20 protein-coding genes are annotated in these 22,903 nt (G+C 72.9%); 14 read left to right on the top strand and 6 right to left on the bottom strand.

Features of this window, described 5'->3' with window-relative positions:
• Window positions 1-23: 23 nt before the first annotated feature.
• Complete coding sequence (locus tag GBN72_RS10110; RefSeq protein WP_151771374.1) at window positions 24-281, bottom strand: mycoredoxin; 258 nt, start codon at window positions 279-281, stop codon at window positions 24-26.
• 133 nt (window positions 282-414) lie between these two features.
• Between GBN72_RS10110 and GBN72_RS10105 the strand changes: the two genes are divergently transcribed.
• The 4 genes from GBN72_RS10105 to GBN72_RS10090 all read left to right on the top strand — a co-directional run bounded on the left by GBN72_RS10105 (window position 415) and on the right by GBN72_RS10090 (window position 4,154).
• Complete coding sequence (locus GBN72_RS10105) at window positions 415-2,703, top strand: ATP-dependent DNA helicase UvrD2 (protein ID WP_151771373.1); 2,289 nt, start codon at window positions 415-417, stop codon at window positions 2,701-2,703.
• Between the two features lie 184 nt (window positions 2,704-2,887).
• Complete coding sequence (locus GBN72_RS10100; protein ID WP_246212397.1) at window positions 2,888-3,292, top strand: hypothetical protein; 405 nt, start codon at window positions 2,888-2,890, stop codon at window positions 3,290-3,292.
• Between the two features lie 167 nt (window positions 3,293-3,459).
• The gene (locus GBN72_RS10095; RefSeq protein WP_151771371.1) at window positions 3,460-3,828 is read left to right on the top strand and encodes a WhiB family transcriptional regulator; all 369 of its coding nucleotides are present in this window, start codon (window positions 3,460-3,462) and stop codon (window positions 3,826-3,828) included.
• Window positions 3,825-4,154 carry a putative WhiB-interacting protein gene (locus GBN72_RS10090; RefSeq protein WP_151771370.1) on the top strand — a complete coding sequence of 110 codons (330 nt, stop codon included), beginning with the start codon at window positions 3,825-3,827 and terminating at the stop codon, window positions 4,152-4,154. Before GBN72_RS10095 ends, GBN72_RS10090 begins: the two co-directional genes overlap by 4 nt.
• Before the next feature lie 406 nt (window positions 4,155-4,560).
• On the opposite strand, the gene GBN72_RS10085 is transcribed toward GBN72_RS10090, so the two are convergent.
• Both GBN72_RS10085 and GBN72_RS10080 read right to left on the bottom strand, forming a co-directional pair.
• Window positions 4,561-5,898 carry an ABC1 kinase family protein gene (locus GBN72_RS10085; RefSeq protein WP_151771369.1) on the bottom strand — a complete coding sequence of 446 codons (1,338 nt, stop codon included), beginning with the start codon at window positions 5,896-5,898 and terminating at the stop codon, window positions 4,561-4,563.
• Window positions 5,891-7,114, bottom strand: coding sequence for a TOMM precursor leader peptide-binding protein (locus GBN72_RS10080; RefSeq protein WP_151771368.1), 1,224 nt, complete (start codon window positions 7,112-7,114; stop codon window positions 5,891-5,893). Before GBN72_RS10080 ends, GBN72_RS10085 begins: the two co-directional genes overlap by 8 nt.
• Before the next feature lie 275 nt (window positions 7,115-7,389).
• Here GBN72_RS10080 and GBN72_RS10075 point away from each other — a divergent pair, with 275 nt between their 5' ends.
• The 4 genes from GBN72_RS10075 to GBN72_RS10060 all read left to right on the top strand — a co-directional run bounded on the left by GBN72_RS10075 (window position 7,390) and on the right by GBN72_RS10060 (window position 11,322).
• Window positions 7,390-7,968 (top strand): M48 metallopeptidase family protein, encoded by a 579-nt coding sequence (locus GBN72_RS10075; RefSeq protein ID WP_246212453.1) that lies wholly within the window; start codon window positions 7,390-7,392, stop codon window positions 7,966-7,968.
• 109 nt (window positions 7,969-8,077) lie between these two features.
• Window positions 8,078-9,856: a TerD family protein gene (locus GBN72_RS10070; protein WP_151771366.1), complete on the top strand. Its 1,779-nt coding sequence runs from the start codon at window positions 8,078-8,080 to the stop codon at window positions 9,854-9,856.
• A gap of 11 nt (window positions 9,857-9,867) precedes the next feature.
• The gene (locus tag GBN72_RS10065) at window positions 9,868-10,548 is read left to right on the top strand and encodes an AIM24 family protein (protein WP_151771365.1); all 681 of its coding nucleotides are present in this window, start codon (window positions 9,868-9,870) and stop codon (window positions 10,546-10,548) included.
• A gap of 18 nt (window positions 10,549-10,566) precedes the next feature.
• Window positions 10,567-11,322 carry an AIM24 family protein gene (locus GBN72_RS10060; protein ID WP_151771364.1) on the top strand — a complete coding sequence of 252 codons (756 nt, stop codon included), beginning with the start codon at window positions 10,567-10,569 and terminating at the stop codon, window positions 11,320-11,322.
• A 55-nt stretch (window positions 11,323-11,377) separates the two neighbouring features.
• On the opposite strand, the gene GBN72_RS10055 is transcribed toward GBN72_RS10060, so the two are convergent.
• Window positions 11,378-11,905: an NUDIX hydrolase gene (locus GBN72_RS10055; protein WP_151771363.1), complete on the bottom strand. Its 528-nt coding sequence runs from the start codon at window positions 11,903-11,905 to the stop codon at window positions 11,378-11,380.
• A complete protein-coding gene (locus GBN72_RS10050; RefSeq protein ID WP_151771362.1) occupies window positions 11,902-13,428 on the bottom strand; it encodes a zinc-dependent metalloprotease in 1,527 nt (508 codons plus the stop codon). Before GBN72_RS10050 ends, GBN72_RS10055 begins: the two co-directional genes overlap by 4 nt.
• Before the next feature lie 195 nt (window positions 13,429-13,623).
• Between GBN72_RS10050 and GBN72_RS10045 the strand changes: the two genes are divergently transcribed.
• From GBN72_RS10045 to GBN72_RS10030, 4 genes are all read left to right on the top strand, one after another.
• Entirely contained in the window at window positions 13,624-14,754 is a 1,131-nt protein-coding gene (locus GBN72_RS10045) for an SDR family oxidoreductase (RefSeq protein ID WP_151771361.1), read from the top strand.
• Window positions 14,755-14,864: 110 nt separating this feature from the next.
• Window positions 14,865-15,422, top strand: a complete 558-nt coding sequence (locus GBN72_RS10040) for a molybdenum cofactor biosynthesis protein MoaE (protein ID WP_246212396.1) — start codon at window positions 14,865-14,867, stop codon at window positions 15,420-15,422.
• Window positions 15,423-15,565: 143 nt separating this feature from the next.
• Window positions 15,566-15,745, top strand: coding sequence for a hypothetical protein (locus GBN72_RS10035; protein ID WP_151771360.1), 180 nt, complete (start codon window positions 15,566-15,568; stop codon window positions 15,743-15,745).
• 109 nt (window positions 15,746-15,854) lie between these two features.
• Window positions 15,855-16,949 carry a YlbL family protein gene (locus tag GBN72_RS10030; protein ID WP_151771359.1) on the top strand — a complete coding sequence of 365 codons (1,095 nt, stop codon included), beginning with the start codon at window positions 15,855-15,857 and terminating at the stop codon, window positions 16,947-16,949.
• Window positions 16,950-17,079: 130 nt separating this feature from the next.
• Here the strand turns inward: GBN72_RS10030 and GBN72_RS10025 are convergent, their stop codons facing one another.
• Window positions 17,080-17,622 carry a PPA1309 family protein gene (locus GBN72_RS10025; RefSeq protein WP_151771358.1) on the bottom strand — a complete coding sequence of 181 codons (543 nt, stop codon included), beginning with the start codon at window positions 17,620-17,622 and terminating at the stop codon, window positions 17,080-17,082.
• A gap of 137 nt (window positions 17,623-17,759) precedes the next feature.
• On the opposite strand from GBN72_RS10025, the gene GBN72_RS10020 reads away from it, so the two are divergent.
• Complete coding sequence (locus GBN72_RS10020; protein WP_151771357.1) at window positions 17,760-20,651, top strand: UPF0182 family membrane protein; 2,892 nt, start codon at window positions 17,760-17,762, stop codon at window positions 20,649-20,651.
• A gap of 264 nt (window positions 20,652-20,915) precedes the next feature.
• Window positions 20,916-22,811 (top strand): tetratricopeptide repeat protein, encoded by a 1,896-nt coding sequence (locus GBN72_RS10015; protein ID WP_174887105.1) that lies wholly within the window; start codon window positions 20,916-20,918, stop codon window positions 22,809-22,811.
• Window positions 22,812-22,903: the final 92 nt, after the last annotated feature.

The following is a 22,903-nucleotide window of genomic DNA, read 5'->3' as shown; positions in this document are numbered from 1 at the left end:
CCCGTGCGTCGGGGGAGGGGACGTCAGGCGCCCAGCGCCTGCTTGACCTGCGCCAGGCTCGGGTTGGTCATCACGACGGCCTCGCCGCCCGCCGTGGGCACCACGCGGACCGTCGGCACGACCTGGTTGCCACCGTTGACCTGCTCCACGAACAGGGCCGACTCCGGGTCCTGCTCGATGTTGATCTCCTCGTAGGCGATGCCCTCACGGCTCAGCTGGCTCTTCAGCCGGTGGCAGTAGCCGCACCAGGTGGTGCTGTACATCGTCACAGTGCCGGGCATGGGCTTCGCGCTCCTCGGGGAGATGGGGGCAATGCAGTCGCACGACAGTTCGTCGCACACGGTGAACGTCCGGTGTCCGGCCGGCATTCCCCACCGTCGGGTTGAGTGAGCTGCGCCGCAATTCATACGAAGAATGCCTGTGCCCTGTGGACGGCCGCCTCCTCCGCCCCGGCCGACCTGGCAGCATGGCGGGGTGACACCAGCAACGCACTCCTCCCTCTTCCCAGCCGTCCCGGAATCGGCCGACGCGGTGCTGGAAGGGCTCGACCCCGAGCAGCGCGCGGTGGCCACCGCACTGCACGGACCGGTGTGCGTGCTGGCCGGCGCGGGCACCGGCAAGACCCGGGCCATCACCCACCGCATCGCCTACGGCGTGCGCGCGGGCATCCTCCAGCCCACCACCGTGCTCGCCGTCACCTTCACCAACCGCGCGGCCGGCGAGATGCGCGGCCGGCTCCGCCAGCTCGGCGCGACGGGCGTCCAGGCCCGCACCTTCCACGCGGCGGCGCTGCGCCAGCTCCAGTACTTCTGGCCCAAGGCGGTGGGCGGAGCGCTGCCCCGGATCGTCGACCGCAAGGTGCAGGTGGTCGCCGAGGCGGCCGCCTCCTGCGGCATCCGCCTGGACCGCGGCGAGCTCAGGGACGTCACCGCGGAGATCGAATGGGCCAAGGTCACCCAGACCGTGCCCGCCGACTACGCGCCCGCGACCGAGAAGGCGGGGCGGGAGGCCCCCCGCGACCCGGCGGAGGTCGCCCGGGTCTACGACATGTACGAGGAGCTCAAGCGCGACCGCGGCCTCATCGACTTCGAGGACGTCCTGCTGCTGACCGTCGGCATCCTCCAGGACCGGCCGGACATCGCCCGCGAGGTCCGCGCCCAGTACCAGCACTTCGTGGTCGACGAGTACCAGGACGTCTCCCCGCTCCAGCAGCGGCTGCTGGAGCTCTGGCTGGGCGACCGGGAGAGCATCTGCGTGGTCGGCGACGCCAGCCAGACCATCTACTCGTTCACCGGTGCCACCCCCGACCACCTGCTGGACTTCCGCGTCCGGCACCCCGGTGCCACCGTCGTCAAGCTGGTCCGCGACTACCGGTCCACGCCCCAGGTCGTGCGGCTCGCGAACGGCCTGCTGACCCAGGCCACCGGCCGGGCCGCCGACCACCGGCTGGAGCTGGTGTCGCAGCGTCCGTCCGGGCCCGAGCCCCGCTGGGCCGAATATCCCGACGAGCCCTCCGAGGCCGAGGGCGCCGCCCGCCACATCCGCGAGCTGATCGACTCGGGCGTTCCGGCGAGCGAGATCGCCGTGCTGTTCCGGACCAACGCCCAGTCCGAGACCTACGAACAGGCGCTCGCCGACGCCGGCGTGCCCTACCAGCTGCGGGGCGCCGAGCGGTTCTTCGAACGGCAGGAGGTCCGCCGGGCCGTCCACCAGCTCCGCGCCGCCGCCCGCTTCGGCGGGAACGACGCCCTGCTCGGCGACGCCGAGGACCTGCCCGGTCAGGTCCGGGCGGTGCTCTCCGGTCAGGGATGGAGCCCGGCGCCACCGGCCGGTTCGGGCGCCGCCCGCGAGAAGTGGGAGTCGCTGGCCGCCCTGGTCCACCTCGCCGAGGGCTTCGCCCGTGCCCGGCCGCAGGTCACCCTCGCCGAACTGGTCGCCGAACTCGACGAGAGGGCCGCCGCCCAGCACGCCCCCACCGTCCAGGGCGTCACCCTGGCCTCCCTGCACTCGGCCAAGGGCCTGGAGTGGGATGCCGTCTTCCTGGTCGGCGTCGCCGAGGGCATGATGCCGATCACCTACGCCCGGACGGACGAGCAGATCGAGGAGGAGCGGCGCCTCCTCTACGTGGGCGTGACCCGCGCACGAGAACGGCTCCACCTTTCCTGGGCCCTTTCCCGGACCCCGGGAGGCCGGCCCCACCGCAGGCCCAGCAGGTTCCTCGACGGGCTGCGCCCCGGCAGCGGCTCGGCCGTGGCGGCGCGGAGCGGTCCCGGGGCCTCCGGCGGCATCGAGTACGGCGCCGCGGGGACCGGCGGCGCGGACGGTACCCGGGCAGCCGCTGCGCGGGCCGAGCGGGCGGCGCCCCGGCCGACCCGTCGCACCGTCGCCCGCTGCAAGGTCTGCGGCCGCACCCTCACCGACGCCGGTGAGATGAAGCTGATGCGCTGCGAGGACTGCCCGTCCGAGATGGACGAGGGCGTCTACGAACGGCTGCGGTCCTGGCGCGAGGTCCAGGCACGGCGCAGCGGGCAGCCGGCCTTCTGCGTCTTCACCGACAAGACGCTGATCGCCATCGCGGAGACCGTGCCGGAGGACCCGGTGGAACTGGCCCGGATCCCCGGTGTCGGCATGCGCAAGCTGGATCGTTACGGCGCCGACGTCCTGGCCATCTGCGCCGGTCAGGACCGCGCGGAGGAGGACTGAACGGGTCCGCGACACACCGTTGCGAAGTCGTCGCAAAAATAGTTTGCGCGCTCCCCGTAGTGCCCCATAGGTTCTAGAGCACGGAACACGGAGCCTGTCGAAAGGCTTCCGCTCCGTGCTGTACTGACGTCTGTATCCGCCGGACCGTTCACGGTCCCGAAGACGCCGAGAGGAGGCGATCGAAGTGTTCAGCAAGACCAACACCACCGGCATCAGCACCATGCGTGCCCTGGGCACCGCCGTTCTGGAGAACGATCACCACGTCGCCTCGCTGTGCACTCTCGCCTTCGACCGTGGCACCGGTGTGTCCGCCTCCGAGCTTTCCGGCTCGAAGATTTCGGCCTCCGAGCTGTTCGGCACCCAGGTGTCCGGCAACCAGGTGTCCGGCAGCCGGTCCGAGTCGTCCTTCGCGGGCATTCCCGTCCGCGTCCGCGACGAGCGACCGACCAAGGCACTGGAAGCAGGAGTGGCCCAGGCGTACGCCTTCGGCTACGCGGCAGCCGGTGCCGGAGCCCTCAAGCAGACGACGACCCACCCCCAGATGATGTGGGCCCTCCGCGGGCCGGAACCCTGGAGCGATCCAGCCTGACGTACTCAGGCCGGTGCCTTCAGGGCCGCGGAACCCCATCCGGGATCCGCGGCCCTTCTGTTTTCCCCGGACACGGGAGACGGACCGAAGGACCTCGGGACAAGAGAACAACCGGTACCCACCACCCGGCCGACCGGCCGGACGACACCAGACGAGGAAGACACCCCGTGCAACTCGAAGCGCACGCCCCGTCCGTACCGACTTCCGACACCATCCCCCCGCCCGGCCTCACGGAGGACCTTTCCTTGACTCCGCTCATCACCCTGACCGCTCTCGACGACGCCATCGAGGGCCTCGGCACCCCGGTCCCGTGCCGCTCCAACGACCCGGAGGTCTTCTTCGCCGAGTCCCCGGCCGACGTGGAGTACGCCAAGTCGCTGTGCCGTACCTGCCCGCTGGTGGACGCCTGCCTCGCCGGTGCCAAGGAGCGCCGGGAGCCCTGGGGCGTCTGGGGCGGCGAGCTGTTCGTCCAGGGCGTCGTGGTCGCCCGCAAGCGGCCGCGTGGCCGCCCGCGCAAGAACCCGGTCGCGGCATGACCGGCCACCGCACCATCGACGCTCCCCACACGCACGATCCCCGGAAACAGGCCCCGATGAAGCCGTCCACCCACGAGCCCGCAGGTTCCCTGCCCGCCACCCGAGACTTCCCCCTCACCGGTGCGCCCGAGGTGCGCCAGAACAGGACCCGAGAAATGCAACTCATCCCAGAAGCCATGGCCCGTGCGCATATGCACGAGCGGTTGCGTGAGGCCGAGCTCGCCCGGCCCGCGCTCCGCGTGGTCGCCGCCCGGCGGATGCAGCGGCGGGCCGAGCGCGCGTCGATGCGCGCCCGGCGCGCTCTCGCCCTCGCCGTGATGCAGTAAGGCCGGGACGCGGTAACACCGTCACCGGCCCACGGGGCCGCCCCCACCCGGGGGCGGTCCCGTCGCGCGTTCCACCCCGGGGCGCCGGTCCCGCCCCGCCACCGGGCGGGCCTGCCTCGTGCGTGCCTTCGTCGGCCGGGTCCGCGCCCCGGGGCACCTCGGCCGGGTGTGCGCCCGGGGCACTTCGGCCGGGTGTGCCTCCGCGGCGCCGCCTCGACCGGGTGCACCCCGCGGCGCCGCCTCGGCCCGGGTCCGCCTCGGCCCGGGCCCGTTCGGCCGGGGTCGACCTCGGCCGAGCTCGCCCTGGCCGGTTCAGGCATCGCCGGCTCGGCCGGGCCCGCCCGGTGGGGTCCGCCCGGGTCCCGCCGGGCCGCGGGCCGGGGCCGTCGCCGCTGGGCGGCCCCGGTCACTCGGCCGCGGCGAAACCCGGGAGCCAGGACTCCAGTTCGTGCCGGAGCCGCACGGTGGCACCGAGCTGGCACAGGACACCGATCGTGCTCAGCGTCACCCGGTGTATCAGCAGGTACGACGGCGGCAGATTGAGCCGCTTGCCCAACTGGTGGGCCGGGGAGCGGGGATCGGCGAGACGCGCCGCCTGGCCCCGCAGCCATCCCCGGCTGAAGGAGAACTCCGCCACCCGCGCCGGCTCGATGATCGGCAGCAGGTACTCCAGGACCTCCTCCGGGTCGAGTTCCACGGTGTCCTTGACGAACCCTTCGGCGTGCAGCCGCGCGTGGACCGCCTCGGCCTCGCCGTCCAGCGCCATCCGCAGCGCCTCGCCGATCGGCGAGGGCAGCCCACCCGGCAGCCGGTCCACGGTGCCGAAGTCCAGCACCCCCAGACGCCAGTCCTCCGGGTCGTCCGAACCGTCCGTCAGCAGCCGGAAGTTGCCCGGATGGGGATCGGCGTGCAGCAGTCCGGTGCGGGCGGGGCCGGAGAAGAGGAAGCGGGCCAGCAACTGCCCGGCGCGGTCCCGTTGTTCCGGTGTGCCGTCGGATATCACCCCCGACAGCGGTGTGCCCTCCATCCACTCGGTGACCAGCACCTGTTCGCTCCGGTGGACCACGGCGGGCACCAGGACGTCCGGATCGTCCGCGAACTCCTCCGCGTGCGCCTGCTGCGCCTCGGCCTCCAGCTCGTAGTCCAGTTCCTCGCAGACACGCTCCTTCAGCTCGGTGACCAGCGGCTTGACGTCGATGCCCGGAACCAGCGGCCCCAGCAACCGCGCGAAGCGGGCCAGTTGGGTGAGGTCGGAGACCAGTGCGTCCCCGGCGCCCGGGTACTGCACCTTCACGGCGACCTCGCGGCCGTCCCGCCACACCGCGTGGTGCACCTGTCCTATGGACGCGGCGGCCGAAGGGGTGTCGTCGAACTTCTGGAAGAGGTCCCGCCAGTCGTCGCCCAGCCGCTCGCCCAGCACCGCGTGGACGGCGCGGGTGGGCATCGGCGGCGCGGCGTCCTGGAGCTTGGTGAGTGCCGCACGGTAGGGGCCGGCCAACTCCTCCGGAAGGGCCGACTCGAAGACGGACATGGCCTGCCCGAACTTCATGGCCCCGCCCTTGAGTTCACCGAGAACCTTGAAGAGCTGCTCGGCCGTGCGCTGCTGGAGTTCACGCCCCACGAGGTCCGCCGACTCCCCGACGATCCGCCTGCCCAGCCCCCAGGTGGCCCGGCCGGCGAGACCGAGTGGCAGCGCGGCGAGTTTGGCGGTCCTGGTGATCGCCTTCCGGGGAAGATCAGACATGCGTCCTCCAAGTCCCGGGCCGCCGCGCCGCGTTTGCCCCATGGCATGACTCCGACGACGGCCCGTGCTCCGCCATTGTGTCCTGTGACTGCCCCGGTGCCCCGGTCAGTTCCGGCCCCGGCCGCTCCGCCGCACCGCAAGGGCAGCGCGGGTGCGGGACGATGTCCCGGGAACGCCATCGCAGCGCGGGCAGCGCCGTCTCCCAGCGCACCCCCGCTGAGTGCGGGGACCCGGCCGCGGACAGCCCGTCGAGGAAGGCGAGCGCGTGTCCCGCCGCCGTGCCGGCGACCGCGGCGGCCAGCGTCACGTCGCAGGCGGCCACCGCCCGCGTCCGCCGGGAACGCCACTGCGCGAGCAGCCGGGGCCAGGTCGGATCGCGTTCCACCCGCCATCGGTGCAGGCACTCGGCACAGGACGTCTCGCCGGGCAGGACCAGCGGACCGACCACGCCCGTCCCCTCCACCACCCCCGCGTACAGGTGGGGGATGCCCGCCGCCAGCAGGGGTTCCGCGTCCCGGGGATCGGGGGAGTGGACGGCCAGGTCGTCGCGCGGGGCGAGCAGCACCAGGGCGAAGCCCGCGTCGTCGCGGAACGGGCAGGGGGAGCCCCGGCGCGGCGGGCGTTCCGGCGCGGCGTCACGGACCAGACGCCGGGCGGCGTCGGAGCGGCGTTCGCCGATCGAGGCCGGCGGCAGCCCGCCCGGGGCGACGTCCCACGGCTGGACACAGCCGCCGTCCCGCACGTCCACCTCTCCCACCCCCGCGGCCGAGAGCAGCGCGGCCAGCGCGGCGCCGACCCGGCCCGCGCCGCGCACCTGCACCCGCAGCCTGCGGCGGGCCGCCAGCCGCCGGATCGCGTCACCGGGAGCCGGGGCCGTCAGGGAGAGCGTGGCGAGGTCGGGCCGGAGCCGGTCCAGGGTGTGGGGTCGCTCGCGCAGCGCCTCTCCCTCCGGTCCGCCGCCGGTGGCGTCGTCCAGCAGACCGGCCTCGGAGAGACGTCCGACCAGTCCGTCCGCGTGATCCTCCGGCAGCCCCATCCGCACCGCCTCCTCACGCAGCAGCTCCATGCCCCGGGTGCCGTTGAGGAGGTCGAGGAAGGTGCCTGTCGCCGTGTCGACCGGCGCGAGCGTCATGGCGTGCGCCGGGGTCATCCCGAACTGCACCGTGTTCAGATCACGCCAGCCGCGGCGGAGCGCGGTCTTCACCCTGGGATGCACGACGACCAACCCTTTCCGGTCCAACCGGGGCATGTGGCACCGGATGTGACGAAATCAACTGGAACGGCACGGAGCGGGCCGTCGGTCGACAGCATGCCCCCATCCGCCCCACCGGTGCCGGGAGTTGTCCACAGGCACTTGGTATTCGTCGTACCAACTGCGGAACGGACGGCTCCGGCGGTGTGGATATCGGATCGGATCCGGTGCGCACCGGGGACGTCTCCTGTCGCAGGCGGTAACGTCGAGGGGTGCCCTACGACGCCTCCTCCCAAGCCGTGACGCAGCAGAGCGGTGTCCCGGGCGTGGCCTCCCGGGTCCCCTCGGCGGACGCGGTCGAGGTACGCAGGAGCGCCCGCAGGCGCCGTACGGTCTCCGCCTACCGGGAGGGCGACCGCACCATCGTGCTGATCCCGGCCCGCATGTCCGAGGCGGAGGAACGGCGCTGGGTGCGGGTGATGCTGGACAAGCTGGCCGCCCAGGAGAGCCGGCGCACCCTGGACGACTCCGAGCTGGGCCGGCGTGCCGCGCGGCTGTCCGAGCAGTACCTGGGAGGCCGGGCCAGACCCGTCTCGGTGCGCTGGGTGACCAACCAGAACAGCCGCTGGGGGTCCTGCACCCCCGCCGAGGGAAGCATCCGGCTCTCCCACCGGCTCCAGGGCATGCCGGAGTACGTCGTCGACTACGTCCTGCTCCACGAACTCGCCCACCTGCTGGTCCCCGGCCACGGATCGGACTTCTGGCGACTGCTGGAGACGTACCCCCGAACCGAGCGTGCCCGGGGGTACCTCGAAGGAGTGGTGGCCGCGGAACGGTTGCCGCATCTGCCCGCCGCGCGGCCCGGCGAGCCGGACTGAGTTGGTCCCCGTTCTGTAGCGGCTGTGTCCCGGCCGACCCGGTCCCCGGGATGACCAGCTAGCCTGGCCGAGCATCTTTCGGGACCGGAATGGGGGACGGGCGTAACGCATGACCAGGGAATTCCAACGCGGCCACAAGGCCAGGATCAGTGATCTGACCGCGGGCACCGACCTCTACGTCGGTGTGCGGATCGCGGGGCCAGGGCTGAGCTTCGACATCAGCTGCTTCGGGCTGGACGCCGACGAGCGTCTCTCGGACGACCGCTACTTCATCTTCTACAACCAGCCGAAGTCGCCCGAGGAGGCGATCCAGCTGCTGGGCGAGCAGGCGGGTGACACGCAGTCGTTCCGGGTCACGCTGGACCGGATACCGCCGGCGATCCAGAAGCTGTCGTTCACCGCGACCCTCGACGGCGCGGGCCAGATGTCCCAGGTCGGGCCGGGTTACATCCGGATCGTCGCGGGCGGCGAGGAGGTGGCCCGCTACCCGTTCGACGGCAGCGAGTTCTCCACCGAGCGCGCGGTGATGCTGGCGGATCTGTACCTCAAGGACGTCTGGCGCTTCGCCGCCGTCGGCCAGGGCTTCGACGGGGGCCTCGACGCCCTGCTGCGGAACTTCGGCGGCGAGGTCGCCGAGGAGGAGCCCGCTGCGCCCGCCGCGCCGCAGGCCGCACCGGGCTTCGCCCCGCCGGCCGCGCAGGCGGCGCCCCCGGCGTTCGGGGTCCCGTCGGGTCCCGCGCCGGTACCCGCGCAGCAGCCACCGGCCCCGGCGCCCGCCTTCGGCGCGCCCGCCGCCCCGGCCCCGGCCCCGGCTCCGGCGTTCGGCGCGCCGCCCGCGCAGCCGCAGGCACCGGCGCCCGCCGCCCAGCCGTCCGGATACGGTTTCCCGCCGCCCGGCGCTCCCGCGGCCCCGCCCGTCCACGCCGCGCCGACCATGGCTTCCCCGACGGCGCCCCCCGGGTACGGACAGCCTCCGGGCGCCCCGACGGCGCCCCCCGGGTACGGACAGCCTCCGGGCGCCCCGACGGCGCCCCCCGGGTACGGACAGCCTCCGGGCGCCCCGACGGCGCCGCCCGGTCATGGGCAACCCCCCGGCGCCCCGACGGCGCCCCCTGGTTACGGGCAGCCCCCCGGCGCCCCCGGCATGCCGCCCGCCCCCGGGACACCCGGCGCCCCCGGCATCCCGGGCCAGCAGGCATACACCGGTGTCCCCGGCACCCCGCAGACCCCCGGGGTCCTGGGCGCGCTCAGCCTGTACAAGGAGAAGCCCACCGGCCAGCGCTGGACCCAGCAGAGCGAGAAGCTGGTCCGCGTCGACCTGAGCGTCGGCGGCCAGCCCGTCCTCGCCCGCCAGGGCAGCATGGTGCTGTACCAGGGCAAGGTCGAGTTCGGGTACAAGGGCGCCGGCTTCAGCGGCCGGATCGTCGGCAACGCCACCGGCCAGGAGATGCAGCTGATGCGCTGCAGCGGCTACGGCCAGGTGTTCCTCGCGGAGAGCGCCGCCCACCTGCACACCGTGGAGCTCCAGGGCGACGCCCTGTGCGTGTCGGCGGAGAACGTGCTCGCCTTCGACGAGTCCCTCCAGTACGAGGTCCGCCGCGTCGAGGGCCACGGCATCCCCGGTGGCGCGCTGTTCACCATGCAGTTCCACGGCACCGGCACGCTGGTGCTCAAGACCCACGGCGTCCCCGTGGTGCTGCCGGTCACGCCGACCACCTTCGCCGACGCGAACTCGGTGGTGGCCTGGTCGGCCGCCGCCCAGGTGATCGTCTCCAGCCAGGTGCGGATGCGGCGCAACGCCTACCCGGGCGACACCGGGGAGAGCGTCAACCTGCAGTTCCGGGGCGCACCCGGCAACTTCATCGTCGTCCAGCCGTACGAGGTCTGAGGGAGCCCGTCATGAACCAGCAACTCGCGGGCCATGCCCCCGCACCCGTCGTCGCCCGCATGGAGAACCACGGGACCCACATGGCGAAGATCGCCATGCAGACCGGCCACGACGTACTCGCCAGGGTGGGGTCGATGGTCGCGTACGAGGGCTTCGTGCAGTACGAGCCCAACCCGCCGGCCGTCCGGCAGATCGCCAAGGACTGGGTCACCGGCGAGGGCGCCGCGCTGATGCGCTGCCACGGCGACGGCATCCTGTACCTGGCGGACTACGGCGCCGACGTCGTCGTGATCAACCTCAACGGCGAGGCCATCTCGGTCAACGCCACCAACCTGCTCGCCTTCGACGCCCACCTGAAGTGGGGCGTGGAGCGGGTGAAGGGCATGGCCAAGTTCGCCGGCCAGGGGCTGTGGAACACCCGGATCGAGGGGCAGGGCTGGGTGGCGATCACCTCCCGCGGGACCCCCATCGTGGTCGACTGCGGCGGCGGCGAGGACGAGACCTACGTCGACCCGGACGCGCTGATCGCCTGGTCCCCGAACCTCAAGGTCAAGGGCAAGCGCAGCTTCAAGGCGTCCTCGCTGATCGGCCGCGGCAGCGGCGAGGCCTTCCAGATGGCCTTCTCCGGCCAGGGCATCGTCGTCGTCCAGCCGAGCGAGGACAGCACCGACCGACTCCGGATCCGGGGCTGAGGGGGAGAACGACCGATCATGCAGAGCTCGATTTTCGCCTACAACGAGCAGCAGACCCAGGAACCGTGGAGTCTGCAGAACAGCCAGATGCTCCGCGTCCTCGTCGACGGCAACAACGACGTCCTGGCCCGCAAGGGGTCCATGGTCGCCTACCAGGGCCTCGTGGAGTTCGACGCCGAGTACCGGACGGCCAACCAGCGCAACGCCCGGCGCCGCACCGGTGAGGGCCTCGACCTGATGCGCTGCCACGGTCAGGGCACCGTCTTCCTGGCCAACCTCGCCCAGTACATCCACGTGGTGGACGTCGACCAGGACGGCCTCACCGTCGACAGCTCCTACGTCCTGGCCATGGACTCGGCGCTGCACCACGAGGTCATCGCGGTCGACAGCCTGTACGGCATCTCCGGTTCGGGGAAGTACCAGCTCAACATCTCCGGACGGGGCAAGGTCGCGCTGATGACCTCCGGCGCGCCGCTGATGCTCCAGGTCACGCCGGACCGGTACGTCAACGTGGACGCCGACGCGGTGGTCGCCTGGTCGACCTCGCTGCGGGTGCAGATGCAGGCGCAGACCCACTCCTCGGGCGTCTGGCGGCGCCGCGGCAACACCGGCGAGGGCTGGGAGCTCAGCTTCATGGGCACCGGTTACGCGCTGGTGCAGCCCAGCGAGCTCCTCCCGCCCCAGAACGCGCAGATCGGCTCGGGCGCCGCCGCCCAGTTCGGCATGGGCCAGCAGGGCGCGCGGGGACAGAACCAGAACAACGTCTGGAACTGACGGTGTGCGAAGGGGCGGTCACCGGTACCGGTGACCGCCCCTTCGCCGTCGGGTCTCACAGCCGGGAGCGGGTGGCCTCCACCAGGCGGACCACCGAGGTGTCCGCGACGCCCGCGACCTCGTCGTAAGGGAACCAGCGCAGGTCCAGCGACTCGTCGCTGATGGCCTCCACCGCCCCGCCCGGCGCCAGCGCGGCGTACTGGACGTCCAGGTGCCAGGCACAGGGCGTGTGGTGCCGGTCCAGCCGCACCGGGACCTCGCCCAGCAGGCGCAGCCCGGCGATGCCGGACTCCTCCGTCGCCTCACGCAGCGCCGCCCCCGCCAGGGTGGTGTCATCGGGCTCGCAGTGACCGCCCATCTGGAGCCACATCCGCAGCTTGCGGTGGAAGGTCAGCAGCACCCGGCCGCCCTCCGGGTCGATCACCAGGGCACTCGCCGTGACGTGCCCGTCGGAGCACTCGCGCCACATGCCGTCGGCGTGCTCGTCCAGGTGCTTCCGGTAGAGGAGGCGGAGCTCCTCCTGGGAGTCCGTCGCGGTCTCCAGACCGTCCAGCACCCGGACGGCGTCGTCGCGCAGGGTCACTCGGAGCCGTTGCCCTTCCGGTCGTCGCCGGCGTCACCGCCCGCGTCGCCCTTCGGGCCGTCCTTCGGGCCGTCCTTCGGGCTGTCCTCGGAACCGCCCTCGGGCCGCTCCGGGGCCTTCGCCCCGCCGGCCGCCTCGCCGAGCATCCTGTCCCACTCGGAGAAGTCCATGTGCTCCCGGTGGACGAACCCGTCCGGGTCGTCCAGGTCGGTGGCGGTGGGCAGCATGTCGGGGTGCGCCCACAGCGCGTCCCGGCCGTCCACGCCGCGCGCGTCGGTCAGCGAGGCCCACAGGCGCGAGGCGTCGCGCAGCCGGCGCGGGCGCAGCTCCAGGCCGATCAGCGTGGCGAAGGTCTGCTCCGCGGGGCCACCGGAGGCGCGACGGCGGCGCAGCGTCTCGCGCAGCGCCCCCGCCGACGTCAGGCGCGGCGTGGCGGCGGCGTGCACCACCGCGTCCACCCAGCCCTCGACCAGCGCCAGAGCCGTCTCCAGGCGGGCCAGGGCGGCCTTCTGCTCCGGGGTGTCCTCGGGCTGGAACATGCCCTGCTGGAGCGCCTCCTGCAGCTGCTCCGGGTTCTGCGGGTCGAACTGGCCGACCACGTCCTCCAGCTTCGAGGTGTCCACCTTGATGCCGCGCGCGTAGCCCTCGACCGCGCCGAACAGGTGCGACCGCAGCCACGGCACATGGGCGAAGAGCCGCTGGTGGGCGGCCTCCCGCAGGGCCAGGTAGAGGCGGACCTCCTCCTGCGGCACGCCCAGGTCCTTGCCGAACGTCTCCACGTTCCGGGGCAGCAGCGCGGCCTTGCCGGCCGGCCCGAGCGGCAGGCCGATGTCGGTCGAGCCGACGACCTCGCCCGCCAGCACGCCCACGGCCTGGCCGATCTGGGCGCCGAACATGGCGCCGCCCATCGAGCGCATCATGCCGAGCAGCGGGCCCGCCATGGCCTGCATCTCCTCGGGCAGCACCTGGCCCATGGCCGTGCCGACGCGCTCGGCGACCGGGTCGACGAGCTCCTTCCAGGCGGGCAGGGTCGCCTCGACCCACTCCGCGCGGCTCCAGGCCAGGGTCGTCGCCGCGCCGGAGGGCAGGGACGTCACCCCGTCCAGCCACACGTCGGCGAGGCGGACGGCCTCCTCGACGGCGGAGCGCTCGGCGGGGCCGATGCTGGCGTCCTTGGTGCCGTCCGGCGCGCCCTGGGAGACCGCCTGGCGGGCGATCTGCTTGGCCATGTCCCAGTTCACCGGGCCGCCCTCGTAGGAGAGCATCTGGCCCAGCTGCTGGAAGGCGGCGCCCAGATCGGCGGGGTTCATGCCACCGGCGTTCGGGGCCCCGAAGGACCCGAACAGCGACGCGAACGGATTGTCCCCGCCCGCACCGCCGAAGCCTCCTGCTCCCGGCGCGCCGAAACCGAACGGGTTGGCCGGTTCCTGCCCGCCGCCGCTCTGCTGGTCCTTCTTCTTGCCCTCGTCGCCGTCGTCCGGCTCCTCCGGCGGAAGGCCGAATCCGAATGGATTGTCACTCACGGGGGTTCCTCGGCTGGTAGGGCCACCGGTTTTTCTCCGGCGGCGCGGCTGCCCGACAACACCACCCAGCGTAGACACCCCGGCCCGATAGAGCCTTGATGCTCCGCCGACCATCGGCCTGCGGCAGGATGGATGGCACCTGGTTCGTACACGCGGCACGCGCGTTCCTCTCGAGACAACCGCTGGAGACGCCTGGTGAGTTCCCCAGATCCGCAGGTTCGCGCAGCGCGAAACGCCCCGGCCGACGCGCCGTCGGCCCCTGCCCCCGGCACGCGGGGGCCGGTGGTGGCCGTGACCGGCGCGGCCGCCGGTGTCGGAGCGCTGCTGACCGAGCGGCTCGCCGCCTCGCCGGAGATCCGGCAGGTGGTGGCCCTGGACGAGCGGCGCGGCGACTGCGCCGCCGCGCTCTGGCACGTCCTCGACATCCGCGACCCGGCCCTCGCCGAGCGGCTGCGCGGGGTGGACGTGGTCGTCCACCTGGCGGTCGACCTCGACCTGGAGACCGACCCCGCGGCCCGCACCGCCTACAACGTGCGCGGGACCCAGACGGTGCTCACCGCGTCCGCCGCGGCCGGGGTGCGGCGGGTGGTGCTCTGCACCTCCGCCATGGTCTACGGCGCGCTGCCGGACAACGAGCTGCCGCTGGCCGAGGACGCCGAGCTGAGGGCCACCGCCGAGGCCACGGCCGTCGGCGACCTGCTGGAGATCGAGCGGCTGGGGCGGCGGGCGCCGCGTGCCCATCCGGGTCTCAACGTGACCGTGCTGCGGCCCGCCGTGCTGGTCGGCGGGGGCACCGACACGGCGCTGACCAGGTACTTCGAGTCACCGCGGCTGCTGGTGGTGGCCGGGTCGCGGCCCGCCTGGCAGTTCTGCCACGTCGACGACCTGTGCTCGGCCCTGGAGTACGCGGTGCTGGAGAAGGCCGACGGCGAGCTGGCCGTCGGCTGCGACGGCTGGCTGGAGCAGGAGGAGGTCGAGGAGCTCAGCGGCATCCGCCGGATGGAGCTGCCGTCCGCGGTGGCGCTCGGCGCGGCGGCGCGGCTGCACCGGATCGGGCTGACGCCGTCCCCGGCGGGTGACCTCGCCTACACGATGTATCCGTGGGTGGTCAGCGGCAGCCGGCTGCACGACGCCGGGTGGCGGCCGCGCTGGAGCAACGAGGAGGTGCTCGCCGAGCTGCTGGCCGAGGTCGCCGGGCGGCACACGGTGGCCGGGCGCAGGCTGGGCCGCAAGGACGCCACGGCGGCGGGCGCGGCGGGCGCCACGGTGGCGCTGCTGGGCACCGCCGCGGTGATCCGGCGGGCCCGGCGGGCGCGGCGGCGGTGACCGCGAGGGCGCCGGACCGCGGGTCGCGGCGGGCCCGGCGTCCGGTGTGACCTGCCGGTACGGCAGGTCGGCCCTTCCCGTGGCGTGAGCCGTGCGGCACGATGGCGTGCATGGCCGACTCCCACACCACCTCCCACACCACCTCCCACACCACCGCCTCGCACGACGCCGCCGTCTCCGCCGTTCCGTCCGGGGCCGCTTCCCCGGGCGTCCGTGCGGGCGTCCATCCGGGTGAGCGCGCGGCGGCGCAGCCCCTGAAGCTCGTCGCGATCCGCGACACGCCGCTCTCCCTGGACGAGGTGTTCCGCGCCGTCGGTGACGAGGCGGCCGGCGGTACGGCGCTGTTCGTCGGCACGGTGCGCAACCACGACGGGGGAGCGGACGTGGACGCGCTGGGGTACTCCGCCCATCCCTCCGCCGAGACGGAGCTGCGGCGGGTGGCGGAGAAGGTGGCCGCGGACTTCCCCGTCCGGGCGCTGGCGGCCGTCCACCGTGTGGGTGACCTGGAGGTCGGGGACCTCGCGGTGGTGGTGGCGGTGTCGTGTCCGCACCGGGCGGAGGCCTTCGAGGCGTGCCGGCGGCTCATCGACGACCTCAAGCACGAGGTGCCCATCTGGAAGCACCAGCGCTTCAGTGACGGCACCGAGGAGTGGGTCGGCTCCTGCTGAGCGGGCCGCCCGGCCGCGGTCCGGGCGGAAAGCCGCCCCGCCTCCGGTTGCGTAACCGAGGGGTGGCCACGAGCGTTGTCACTGCGGAAGGTTAATCTGCTGATCAGTCAGTTGCAGTCGCTCATTCGGGTTGGGAGGTCGGCATGGCGGCTCTCGCCTGGTTGCTGATTCCGCTTGTGGCTGCGATCGGTGCGAGTCTCTGGGGCACCTGGGCCCTGCGGACCCGCAGGTCCCGGGGGGACGGTCCGGAACTCGTCGGATACGCCCGTTTCCGCGAGGCGATGGAGAGGTCGACGACGACCACCTCGGTCCCCGGCTCCTGAGGAGCGCGCCTCGCCCGGCACAAGCGGCACAGGACCGGGGCGCCGCCGGGGCAGCCCGTACGGACGGCCCCGGCGGTGCTCCGGCGGGCCGGTCCCGTACTGTCGTTCCATGCCACGCCGCACTGCGACGATGCTCGCCTCGACCCTGATGCTGATCGTGCTCCTGTGCGCGGGACTGGCCGTCCCGACCGAGTACTCGGAGATGACGCCCGGCCCGACGGTGAACACCCTCGGCAAGCACGACGGCGAGCCCGTGCTGCACATCTCCGGTCACCGCACCTATCCCGCGGACGGCCACCTCAACATGACCACGGTGCGGGTCACGAGCCCCGACTACCGGCTGAACCTGGTCTCGGCGATGTACGGCTGGCTGGCACACGACAACAAGGTGGTTCCGCACGACACGCTCTTCCCCGAGGGGCAGACCGAGGAGGAGTCGAGCCAGGAGAACGCCGAGGAGTTCAGCCAGTCCCAGGAGAGCGCCAAGGTCGCCGCCCTGCGCGAGCTGGACATCCCGGTGAAGTCCTGGGTGGTGGTCTCCACGGTGGTCAAGGACACCCCGGCCGAGGGCGTGCTGCACGCCGGCGACGTGATCAGGTCCGTCGACGGCACCGCGGTGAAGGAGCCCGGCGACGTCTCGAAGCTGGTGACCCGGCACAAGCCCGGCGAGAAGGTGGTCTTCACCGTCGTGCCCGCCAAGGAGCAGGCGGCCGCCGAGCGGGAGGGCCGCGAGGCCACCAGGACCGAGGACCTCACCATCACCACGGCGAAGTCCGAGGACGGCGGCGAGCCGCGCGCCATCGTGGGCATCGCGGCCGGGACCGACCACACCTTCCCGTTCGCCATCGACATCAAGCTCGCCGACGTCGGCGGCCCCAGCGCCGGTCTGATGTTCGCGCTCGGCATCTACGACAAGCTGACGCCCGGCAGCCTCACCGGCGGGGCCTTCGTGGCCGGCACCGGCACCATCGACGACGCGGGCGAGGTCGGGCCGATCGGTGGCATCAGCATGAAGACGGTGGGCGCGCGGGCCAAGGGCGCGAAGTACTTCCTCACCCCGGAGAAGAACTGCGCGACGGCCGCCGAGGACATCCCGGCCGGCCTCACGCTGGTCAAGGTCGGCGACCTGGACGACGCGCTGGACGCCCTGGAGGACATCCGCGAGGGCCGCACCGGGGAACTCTCCCGGTGTCCGGCGAGCTGAGCCCGCCGGACCCGGCCGCAGCCCACGGGCGAGCCGGGTCCCGCTCCGGGAAGAGGCCGCGGGCGTTCCCGGCGGGTGGGCCCGCGGGGTGGGACCCGCACGGCCGGTCGCGGCCGCCGGTCCCGCGCGGTCAGTCCTCGAAGGTCGCCGACAGCGCCTCGGCGAGCCCCGGGACCAGTCCGGCGCCGGTGAGCACCTCGGTGGCGGAGTCCTTCTCCCGCAGCCGCAGCGCCGACTCGCGGGAGCCGTCGCGCAGCACGGCCACCGTCATCCGGACCTCCTGACGCTGCGGGTGGTCGGCGACCCAGCGGGCCAGCCCGGCGTCGTCCAGGCCGATCGGCACCTCGGCCTCCGCGGTCGGCGGGAGCATCAGTCGCTCCACGGTGAGGGCGCAGCCGGCGACGGCGTCAGGCCAGGCGATGGTGGCGAGGAACTCGTCCAGCGGCTGCGAGGCCGGGATCTCGTCCTGCTCCACGGGGGTGAGGGCGGCGGGCTCCGCCTCGTCGGGCAGGCCCAGCTGGTCCGCGAGGGCGGGCTCCTGGGCGCGGAGCGCCGAGGTGTCGACGAGGGCGAAGAGGCGGGCGGGCTGGTCCCAGCCGAGGGTGGAGGCGTACTCGTCGATCTCGAGCACTGCCCGGGTGAGCGGGTTCGCCGCCATGGGGGTGTTGGACATGGTCACAATCCTGCCTGGTATCCACCCGTAATCGGGAACTGGGTAAAGCATCGGTAAGTTGCATAGGTGGGGATCCATGATGAACGGGTCCCCCCGCCGGGTCCGCCGAGGACCTGACGGCTCCACACTGACTTGAGGTGCGCACCTTGGCTTTCCAGATGCCGGACCGCGGCGGAGGCCCGACAGGGCCGCGGATGAGAGTGGGCCGCCCGTCCCGGCGGTCCCGGACCCTGCTCATGACGCTGGGCGTCCTTGCCGTCCTCGGTATGGCGTTCACCATGTTCGCGGGGTTCTGGACCGACTGGCTCTGGTACCGCTCGGTGGACTACTCGTCGGTCTTCACCACCACGCTGACCACGAAGATCGGGCTCTTCTTCGTCTTCGGCCTGCTGATGGCCGCCGCCGTCGGCGTCAACATCTGGCTGGCGCACCGCCTGCGGCCGCCGCTGAGCGCCATGTCGGTCGAGCAGCAGAACCTCGACCGGTACCGGATGGGCATCGCGCCCTACAAGAAGTGGGTGCTGCTGGCGATCACGGCCCTGGTGGGCCTGGTCGCGGGCGCCTCGGCCGGAAGCCAGTGGCGCACCTGGCTCACCTGGGTCAACGGCGTCGACTTCGGCAAGAAGGACCCCCAGTTCTCGCTGGACGTCGCCTTCTACGCGTTCGACCTGCCCTGGTACCGGTTCCTGCTGGGCTTCGGGTTCGCCGCCGTGGTCCTCTCGCTGATCGCGGCCGCCGTGACGCACTACCTCTACGGCGGCCTGCGGCTGAGCTCCCCGGGCGCCAAGGCCACCGGCGCGGCCACCGGGCACCTGTCGGTGCTCCTCGGCCTGTTCGTGAGCCTGAAGGCGGTCGCCTACTGGCTGGACCGTTACGGCCTCGCCGTGAAGTCCAGCGACTTCAAGGCCACCGACAACTGGACCGGCCTGCGGTACGTCGACGCCAACGCCTACCTGCCGGCCAAGACCATCCTGTTCTGCATCGCCGTCATCTGCGCGCTGCTGTTCTTCGCCACGCTGTGGCGGCGGACCTGGCAGCTGCCGGTCATCGGCTTCGGCCTGATGGTCCTGTCGGCGCTGCTGATCGGCGGCCTGTACCCGGCCATCGTGCAGAAGTTCCAGGTCCAGCCGAACGAGCAGGCCAAGGAGGCGCCGTACGTCGCCAAGAACATCGACGCGACGCGGTACGCCTACGACATCGACGACACCAAGGTGACCGGCTACTCCGGCCGCGGCGCGGACCCGGAGCAGAAGCCGGAGCTGCGGACCCAGGCCGACCAGGCAGCCAGCATCCGTCTGCTCGACCCGAACATCGTCTCGCCGACGTTCCAGCAGCGTCAGCAGATCCGCAGCTACTACGGCTTCCCGGAGAACCTGGACGTCGACCGGTACAAGGTCGACGGCCAGACCCAGGACACCGTGATCGGTCTGCGCGAGCTGGACCTGAACGGCGTGCCCAAGCGGAACTGGATCAACGACCACTTCCGCTACACCCACGGCTACGGCGTGGTGGCCGCCAAGGGCACCGAGGCCGACGGCGAGGGCCTGCCCGTCTTCACCGAGTACGACCTTCCCTCCCAGGGCCAGCTGGGCACCTACCAGCAGGCCGTCTACTACGGCGAGAAGACCACCCAGTACTCGATCGTCGGCGGTCCGCAGGAGGAGATCGACTACTCCAAGGACGGCCAGGAGGTCGGCACCCGCTACAAGGGCGACAGCGGCGTCAGCCTGGCGAACCCGCTCAACCGGGCGGCGTACGCGGTGGCCTTCAGCGAGCCGCAGATCCTCTACTCGGGCGCCATCGGCGACGGTTCGAAGATCCTCTACAACCGCACCCCCAAGGAGCGGGTCGAGGCGGTCGCCCCGTGGCTGACCATCGACGGCGACCCCTACCCGGCGGTCATCGGCGGGAAGATCCAGTGGATCGTGGACGCCTACACGACGTCCAACGGCTACCCGTACGCCTCGCGCACCACCCTCGGCGACACCACCTCCGACTCGCTGACCACGGACCAGCGGGCCGTGATCGCCCAGGAGGACCGGGTCAACTACATCCGCAACTCGGTCAAGGCGACGGTCGACGCCTACACGGGCGAGGTCAAGCTCTACGAGTGGGACACCAAGGACCCCGTCCTGAAGACCTGGATGAAGGCCTTCCCGGACACCGTCGAGCCGCGCTCGGCCATCTCCGACCAGCTGATGGACCACCTGCGCTACCCGCAGGACCTGTTCAAGGTCCAGCGTGAGCTGCTGACCCGCTACCACGTCGAGGACTCCGAGACGTTCCTCAGCGGCAGCGAGGTCTGGCAGGTGCCCGACGACCCGACGACCCGGGCCGGCGAGGCGGTGCCCCCGTACTACCTCTCCATGAAGATGCCGGACCAGCAGCAGCAGGCCTTCTCGCTGACGACGACGTTCACGCCCAACGGCCGCGACAACCTGAGCGCCTTCATGGCGGTCAACGCCGAGGCGGGCACGGACGACTACGGAAGCATCCGCATCCTGAAGCTGCCGACCAGCACCACGGTCCAGGGACCCAAGCAGGTCCAGTCGATGTTCAACTCCGAACAGGACATCGCCGAGACCATCCGGCTGCTGCGCGGCGGCGACTCCGAGGTGGAGTACGGCAACCTGCTGACGGTGCCGCTCGACGAGGGCCTGCTCTACGTCGAGCCGGTCTACGTCCGCGGCGGCGGCCTCAAGTACCCGCTGCTGCGCAAGGTGCTGGTGAGCTACAACGGGCAGACCGCCTTCGAGGACACCCTGGCGCAGGCGCTGGACAAGGTCTTCGGAGCCGGCGGCGAGGCCCAGCCGCCCGAGGAGGAGACCCCGCCCGGTGAGGAGACCACCCCGCCTGACAAGGGCGACGCCACGCTCGACGAGGCGCTGAAGGACGTCCAAGAGGCCTTCGACGCGGGCCAGGAGGCCTTCAGGAAGGGCGACTGGGAGGCCTACGGCCGGGCACAGGAAGATCTCGAGGAGGCGCTGAAGCGCGCCGAGGAGGCCCGGGCCCCCTCGGCCGGCGACTGACCTTCCCGGTCGGTAGCTGAAACCGCGGCGCCAATACCGGATCTTCGGATGCGACGCAAGGCCCGGGTCCCTCGTTCGGGGGAACCGGGCCTTGTCCGTTCCGGGCTGCGCCGCAGGCCGGAAGGGCTCAACACCCCTTGGGGTGCGGGGGCAGTTGGGCCGCCAGGGTTTCGCTTGTCTCTCTGTGGGCATGTCGACAAAACGCTGAAGTGACCTCCAAGGCTGCGGTATACCAGGTGTACCCGGGGTTCGGGTGGTGCGACGATGGACGTTATGGGGGACAAGGGAACTCTGTTGGACACAGGGCGATTTGCACCGTCCGTCGATACGGACGGGACGGCCGGGGCCGATGAGGTCACCGGGGCCGAGGGAGCCGGGGCGACCGCCGGCTTCGTCGGCGACCCGGCGGACGAAGCCGGGCAGCGGATCGCCGCCGAAGCCGGGGACGTCGAGGCGATGAGCGTCCTCGGCGCCATGCTGCTGCGCCGTGGCGACCTGGACGGGGCCGAGGGCCCGCTGCGCGCCGCCACCGCGGCGGGCGACCGCGCCGCCGCCAACAACCTGGGTGTGCTTCTCCATCAGCGTGGTTACGCCGAGGAGGCGGCCGGCTGGTGGCGCATCGCCGCCGTGGCCGGATCCGCCGCCGCCGCGCACGGCCTCGGCCGCCACCTGCGTGAGCGCGGGGACGAGCCCGGCGCCGAGTACTGGCTGCGCCAGGCCGCCGAGCAGGGCCATGTGCTGGGCGCCTTCGCCCTGGCCGACCTGCTGGAACACCGTGGCGCGAGCACCGAGGCGGAGACCTGGATGCGGGCCGCCGCCGACCGCGGGCACCGCGAGGCCGCCTACCGTCTCGCCGCCGCCCTCGAGCGCCGCGCCGCCGACCGGGCCGAGTCCGAGGAACCGACCGCCGGCGGCCGGGCCTCCCGGGCCGGCGGGCCGACGGCCGGCGCCGCCGCCCGTGAGGCCGAGCAGTGGTACCGGCAGGCCGCCGCCCGCGGTCACCACCAGGCGGCGCTGCGCCTCGGCGAGATCCTGGAGCGCCGCGGCGACCTCAAGGAGGCCGGCCGCTGGTACCTGACCTCCGCCAAGGGCGGCGAGGCGCGTGCCGCCTGCGCGCTGGGCCACCTGCTGAGGGACGCCGGGGACACCGAGAACGCCGCCTCCTGGTGGCTCAAGGCGGCCCGGGACGGGGACGGCGCCGCCGCCAACGCCCTGGGCGCCCTGCACGCGGAGCGCGGCGAGCAGCAGACCGCGGCCCGCTGGTACCGCGCCGCCCTCGACGCCGGGGACGTCAACGGCGCCTACAACCTGGGTCTGCTCTGCGCCGGGCAGGGCCGCACCGCACAGGCCGAGCAGTGGTACCGCCGTGCCGCCTACGCGGGGCACCGCGAGGCCTCCAACGCCCTGGCCGTCCTGCTGCTGGCCAACGGTGACCCGTCCGGCGCCGAGCCGTGGTTCTCCAAGGCCGCCGAGGCCGGCAGCGTGGAGGCGGCCTGCAACCTCGGCATCCTGTACAGCAACCGCGGCGAGGAGAGGGAGGCGCTGCGCTGGTACGAGCGGGCCGCCTCGGCCGGGCACCCCGACGCCGCCCTCCAGGTCGGGGTGGCCCTGCTGCGCGACGGCGAGGAGCAGGAGGCCGAGCGGTACCTGCGCTGCGCCGCCGGTGCGGGCAGCGCCGAGGCCGCCTACCGGCTGGCCATGGTGCTCGACCGCCGCCGCCCGCCCGCGCCCGCGCACGAGCTGGGTCAGTGCGCGCACCGGAAGACCGAGTGCGAGGAGTGGTACGAGCGGGCCGCCGGCCAGGGGCACCGCAAGGCGCAGGTCAGAGCCGGGATGCTGGCCGCCGCGCGGGGCGACACGGAGGAGGCCGCCCGGTGGTACCGGGAGGCCGCGCAGGCCGGGTCGGACAGCGGGGCCTTCAACCTGGGGCTGCTGCTGGCGCGCGAGGGCAGCGAGGCCGAGGCCGTGCTCTGGTGGAAGCGTGCCGCGGCCGCGGGCCACGGCGGCGCCGCGCTGCGGCTGGCGCTGGCCCACGCCCGGCGGGGCGAGCTGTCCGAGGGGCAGCGCTGGGCCGAGCGGGCGACGGCGCTGGGGCCGGACAAGGTGCGCGAGCGCGCCGCCCGGCTGGGGGACGTCCTGCGCGAGGAGCTCTCCGCGTGACGCTCTCCGCGTGACGGCCCCTGCGGCTCCCTGGCGGCTCCTGCGACCCCTGACGGCTCCAGCGGGCCCTGCGGGCCTGGCCCTGTCGCCTC

Origin of the sequence: Streptomyces abyssomicinicus (assembly GCF_008974245.1) — a bacterium.
GTDB lineage: Bacteria > Actinomycetota > Actinomycetes > Streptomycetales > Streptomycetaceae > Streptomyces > Streptomyces abyssomicinicus.
This window is presented reverse-complemented; position numbering and strand designations above follow the sequence as displayed.

Coding starts and splice junctions, on each gene's coding strand:
- GBN72_RS10110 (WP_151771374.1), bottom strand. CDS start 281: ATGCCCGGCACTGTGACGATGTACAGCACCACCTGGTGCGGCTACTGC.
- GBN72_RS10105 (WP_151771373.1), top strand. CDS start 415: ATGCCTGTGCCCTGTGGACGGCCGCCTCCTCCGCCCCGGCCGACCTGG.
- GBN72_RS10090 (WP_151771370.1), top strand. CDS start 3,825: ATGACCGGCCACCGCACCATCGACGCTCCCCACACGCACGATCCCCGG.
- GBN72_RS10085 (WP_151771369.1), bottom strand. CDS start 5,898: ATGTCTGATCTTCCCCGGAAGGCGATCACCAGGACCGCCAAACTCGCC.
- GBN72_RS10070 (WP_151771366.1), top strand. CDS start 8,078: ATGACCAGGGAATTCCAACGCGGCCACAAGGCCAGGATCAGTGATCTG.
- GBN72_RS10065 (WP_151771365.1), top strand. CDS start 9,868: ATGAACCAGCAACTCGCGGGCCATGCCCCCGCACCCGTCGTCGCCCGC.
- GBN72_RS10060 (WP_151771364.1), top strand. CDS start 10,567: ATGCAGAGCTCGATTTTCGCCTACAACGAGCAGCAGACCCAGGAACCG.
- GBN72_RS10040 (WP_246212396.1), top strand. CDS start 14,865: ATGGCCGACTCCCACACCACCTCCCACACCACCTCCCACACCACCGCC.
- GBN72_RS10035 (WP_151771360.1), top strand. CDS start 15,566: ATGGCGGCTCTCGCCTGGTTGCTGATTCCGCTTGTGGCTGCGATCGGT.
- GBN72_RS10030 (WP_151771359.1), top strand. CDS start 15,855: ATGCCACGCCGCACTGCGACGATGCTCGCCTCGACCCTGATGCTGATC.
- GBN72_RS10025 (WP_151771358.1), bottom strand. CDS start 17,622: ATGTCCAACACCCCCATGGCGGCGAACCCGCTCACCCGGGCAGTGCTC.
- GBN72_RS10015 (WP_174887105.1), top strand. CDS start 20,916: ATGGACGTTATGGGGGACAAGGGAACTCTGTTGGACACAGGGCGATTT.